Raw genomic sequence first — 2,202 nt, forward strand, 5'->3', positions numbered from 1 at the left:
AACCGTTCCACGAACAGCCCCGCGATCAGCAGCGCCGCCGCATAGGCCACAAAGGGCCACGCGCGAAGGAATTTCAGCACGATGGCGGTCTTGAAGGGTTCGATCTCGGCCAGATGCTCGGCCTGTTCGATGCTGGCCAGACTGACCCCGAACAGCCCCAGAAAGATCATGTATTTCAGCGGCCACAGCCGTTCATGCAACCCCCAGGGCAGGGTCCATTGCGGCACATGGCAGGCGCGGGCAATGCGGTTTGTGATTTCCTGCAATGCGCCAAAGGGGCACAGCCAGCCACAATAAGCCCCCCGCCCCCAGAACAGCAGCGCCGCCGCCACCGCGAACCACAGGATGAAGGTCAGCGGATCCAGCAGAAAGGCCTGCCAGCTAAAGCCGGTTGCCACCGCGCCGAACAGCGCCAGCAGGTTGACCACCGAAAGCTGTGCATTGGCGTACCAGCCCAGAAACACCAGCGTGACCAGCAAAAAGCCCATGCGGAACCGCAGAAAGCTGCGGGCATTGCGCGTCGCGAAAGTCTGAAAAAAGAACGCCGCCGTCAGCACCGCCAACAGCGCGGCGGTGATCAGGATCGGCCCCTGCTTGTCAGTCCAGATCCGCTGCCACAGCGCCTGATGGGCAAGCGCCTCGTCCTGATCCGCCACCGCCTCGACCGCCTTCGCTGCGGGTGGCGGAGCGATTTCCAGCAGAAATTTCTCGGGAAGCTGATAGCCCAGATCAAAGGTGGTGAACAGCTTTTCGATCGGCCCGACATCGCGATGGACCAGCAACTGAATGCTGAAGGGCCCGGCCGGGTCGAACCCGGAATCCGCCGGAATTTTGAACAGATCGGCCTCGTCCAGCGCGGGCACGCCGGGGGTGGCGACCGTTACGATACGCTTGTGCATTCGGTCGCGAAACCGCACCGAAACATCGTCCTGAATCAGGACGATCCGGTCAAAGATGCCGCCGCGCACATAGCCAGACCCCTTGAAACTGTACAGACCGCGCCCAAAGATCGTGACGGCATTGTCGCCCTCGGCCAACCAGCCGGACAGGTTTTGCGCCTCGGCCTCGCCCAGCAAGACGCGGGCGATTGCAGGCTGGGACACCAGCGCCGCATCCATTTCGATGAATGTAGAGTCGGGCGGTTGGGTCAGTGCGCGTCGTTCCGCACGCGGATCGCCAAGCGCGGCAAAAGCCTCGTTCACCTCGCCCACGGTCAGCGTCAGGCTGCGGATCGTGCCGTCGCCTTGCAGCGCCTGCCAGTCCGTCGCCGCCTGTGCCTCGGGGTTCAGGCGGAACTTTGGCCCCTGATCGGCCGCCGGGGCCAGCCCGCCCAGCCCAAGCGCGCGCGCGACCTTCAACCCGGCCCGAACGATGGAATCGTCGATCACCATCACCGTGACTGTCGCACCGGAAATAATGTCCAGATCATGCGCTGACCCGTGTGCCCCGGCCTCGGCCACCAAATCCAGCCCCCGGTAATTCGCGACCAGAGCCTTCATCTTCGAATCGGGAATACCGATCAGCACAATGGGTTCGGAATGCCTGACCAGCAGCGCGCCAGTCACTTTCGCGTCGTCATCCACCGCGACAAGGGTGTGAATCGGCTTGCCCGAATAGCCGGTGGTCGAGACGAAATCCGATGTGACAAAGGCCCAGCCAACCCTCTGCCCGGCGGCCATCACCGGCGCGATGGGCACATCCTCGCGGATCGGACCAAAGGCATCGGCCCCCTCGACCAGCGCATTGGCGGAAATGTCGGGCAAAAGACGGGCCAGAACCGTTTCGGCCCCCACGGGCAACGTGCCCAGAACAACAAATATCACAAGCAGAAGAAAGCGCATCCGGGGGCCTCAGGACGTTACGTGGCGGGAATCGGCTGACAGGATGCCGCAGGCCGCAACGTTGCCCCCCATCCGCGCCGGAGGACCACGCGACCACGGGCGCAACTGCCGCAACGGTGGATGCGCGCCCGGCGCGGGCCAGGACGCCTGCCAGCAGATCGCCCCCCCGGGCACGACGACCTGCGCCGCAACCGGCGTCAGCGCCGGAGACGTCAGGCAGCAGGGACAATCGCAGCAGTTTTCCGCAGGCCGGGGCGGGCCATAGGCATCGGGCAGCACCACCCTTGCAGCACCTTCATCGCCGCAGATGATCATCGCGGTTCCGTCGAAAGCCGCCACCTGACGCGCCGAAACCCCGGCC

The 2,202-nt window shown here is 64.4% G+C and carries 2 protein-coding genes; both read right to left on the reverse strand.

Annotation, left to right across the window (positions count from 1 at the left end; genetic code table 11):
- The coding region (locus tag ACK5L9_RS18920) for a 4Fe-4S binding protein (RefSeq protein ID WP_416913009.1) at nucleotides 1-1,841 on the reverse strand (1,841 nt) is incomplete at its 3' end.
- Between the two features lie 9 nt (nucleotides 1,842-1,850).
- Nucleotides 1,851-2,202, reverse strand: a 352-nt coding sequence (locus tag ACK5L9_RS18925; protein ID WP_416913010.1) for a hypothetical protein, incomplete at its 5' end; no start/stop codon positions are given.

The organism is Paracoccus sp. (in: a-proteobacteria), from assembly GCF_047973135.1.
Lineage (GTDB): Bacteria > Pseudomonadota > Alphaproteobacteria > Rhodobacterales > Rhodobacteraceae > Paracoccus.